Raw genomic sequence first — 2,634 nt, forward strand, 5'->3', positions numbered from 1 at the left:
TAGAGAGCGTCAAGCAGCACGGCCGGTCAGCGACAACTATTTTGGCCGGTCAACGGGGTAGTTGTCGTTGGGTATCAGGTCATGTTTGACGTTGCTCCTTCGTAGTTGTCGTTGCGTGATCGTGTAGTTGACGCTCACTGCTACTGCGTATCGTTGCCGTCGTCAGGCAACTGGCCGCTGAACGGATTGGCAGGGTTGTCGTCGCGTAATTGACGCCGCCGTGCATTCTGTTTGTCGCCGGCCTTGCGGCGGCGGTAGCTTTCGACGTTGAGTTCGAAGATCGTCGAGTGATGCACAAGCCGGTCGATGGCGGCGACCGTCATGCCGGGGTCGGGGAACACGTCGTTCCAGCCCGAGAACGGTTGGTTTGCAGTTATCAGAAGACTTTTACGCTCATACCTCTCGGCAATCAGCTCGAACAGAACGCTGGTCTCAGCCTGGTCCTTGCGGGCATACGACAGGTCGTCGAGGATGATCAAATCGAAGCGATCGAGCTTGGCCAGCGCGGAAGGCAACTGCAGGCTCTGGCGCGCGGCCTGCAGCTTCTGGACGAGCTCGCTGGTACGCGTGAACAGCACGCGGTAGCCGACGTCGATCAATGCATGACCGATAGCCGATCCCAGGTGGCTTTTTCCGACCCCAGGCGGGCCGAACAGGAGAACCGTGGCGCCTTTCTCCAGCCATGACTCTCCGGTGGCGAGCGCTGTGACATGCGCTTTTGAGACCATCGGCACGGCGCCGAAGTCGAAGGCGGCGAGCGTCTTGGTCGGGTCCAGATGCGACTCGGTACGGTGCCGCTCGATGCGTCGTTTAGCGCGTTCGGCCAGCTCGTGCTCAAGCAGTGCGCCGAGCAGGCGTGTGGCCGGCCAGCCTTCCTTGTCCGAGCGCTCGGCGAACTCGGGCCACAACCTGCTGATCGTTGGCAAACGCAGCTCGTTGAGCATCAGGGCCAGGCGGCCACCATCATGCGCGGGCGCGTTCATGCGGCCATCTCCTCGAGCAGTTCGTCATAGACGGCAACGGGCGGCATCTGAACCTCCACCTCGGGGCACTGGGCCTCACGGGGTGCGTACTGCTCACGCAGCGCCTTGAGATCGGGAAGCTCGCCGGCTTCGAGCAACGCATCAAGCTGCCCGGCCAGTACGGCCTCCACGCCATGCAGGCCTGCGAGTTCAAGCAGGCCGACCATCGTCTTGCATGCGTCGCGTTGTGACAGGCGGGCATCGAGTTGTTCCCAGATTCTGCGGTACGCCTCGCGCGGGAACAGCGCGTCGCGAAACGCGAGTCCCTTGAATGCCTGGGGTTTGCGCTTCAGGGACTCAATGAAGTGGCGGTAATCAAGCGCGTGGCGGTTGTCGTGCGCACGCGAGCCCCGTGCGGTGCTGTGGACCAGCACGCCGGACAGGTAGCAGTCGAGCCGGTCGCCGTAGATGCGCACCTTCAGCCGGTGGCCAATCAGGCGCGACGGCGCACTGTAGAGGATGCCTCGCACCGTAAACGTGCTGCAGCGGGTCACAGGGGCCTCTTCCTCGACGAAGTCAGTGGTACGGTACTCCGGCAGATCCTGAAGCTGCTGGCGCTCGATACGGAACGCGGCTGCGCAGCGCCGGTTTCGGCGCATCACCTGTTCGCGGATGAATTCGTCGTAGGCGGCACGGTCACCGAAGTCGCGATGGCCACGCAGCATCAGGGCTTGATCGACTGCGTCCTTGAGATACCGGTGCGAGGATTCGACGCTCCCGTTCTCGTGACCCAGGCCGCGATTGTTGCGCGTGCCCTGCATCTCGTAGTGATCGAGCAGCGCCTTGTAACGGGTCGTGAAGTCCTCCTTCTCACTCAGGTTCTTGAAGGCGGCAGAGAGGCTGTCGGTGCGATGCTCGTGCGGGCAACCTCCCGCCTGCCACAGAGCATTCTGCAAGCCGTTGGCGAGGGCTTCGAAGCTCTCGCCGCCCTCGACCACGCAGGCGTACTCCCAGCGCGAGAATGCCAGTACGAAGTGATACAGCCGGTGCTCGAACGGTGCGCCGCCGATCGTCACGCACAGCTTGCTCATATCGGTGAAGTCGGACAGCCCGCGCACGCCGGGTTGATGTTCCTGGGGGAAGAAGATCTCCTGGCTGGGACCTTCGAGCGCCCGCCATTGAGAGATGCGTCGCTCCAGCGTGCGACGCATGCTCTCGGGATAGCAGCCCGGGTGATCATCCTGCAGCTTGCGCAGGATCGTGATGCCCATCAGATGTGGAGCGTTGCGCAGCAACGGCACGACCTCGCTGTCCCAGACATCGGCGAACGGATCGGGACGGGTGCGCCAGGAGCGACGCGGCTTCTGGGATGGCAACGTCGCGTCACGCTCGATGCGGCGTGCGCTGCGCACGCTTATTCCTGCCTTGGCGGCTGCGACTTCCTGCGGATGGTGTTTGCGCTTGTTCATGTAGAGGCGAACCTGTTGGTCGGTGATGCGGGTTCCAGACATGTGCTGACCGCTTCTTCTTTAAGAATCGATCAGCCATCCTATTGCCCCGCCGACGCGGCGCCGCCGGTGGTTCGTCGTCTCCGGCGGCTACGCCGCCTCCGACTCCTCACCACCGGCCAAAACAAACGTCAACGACCGGCCAACATAATTGTCGCCCCCCA

At 62.9% G+C, this 2,634-nt stretch carries 2 protein-coding genes; both read right to left on the bottom strand.

Annotated elements, in window-relative coordinates; genetic code table 11:
• Nucleotides 1-140: 140 nt before the first annotated feature.
• Nucleotides 141-983, bottom strand: a complete 843-nt coding sequence (gene istB, locus DIE23_RS38790; protein ID WP_124618149.1) for an IS21-like element helper ATPase IstB — start codon at nt 981-983, stop codon at nt 141-143.
• Nucleotides 980-2,473, bottom strand: coding sequence for an IS21 family transposase (gene istA, locus DIE23_RS38795; RefSeq protein WP_124618151.1), 1,494 nt, complete (start codon nt 2,471-2,473; stop codon nt 980-982). Before istA ends, istB begins: the two co-directional genes overlap by 4 nt.
• Nucleotides 2,474-2,634: the final 161 nt, after the last annotated feature.

Source organism: Burkholderia sp. Bp9143, assembly GCF_003853645.1.
GTDB lineage: Bacteria > Pseudomonadota > Gammaproteobacteria > Burkholderiales > Burkholderiaceae > Burkholderia.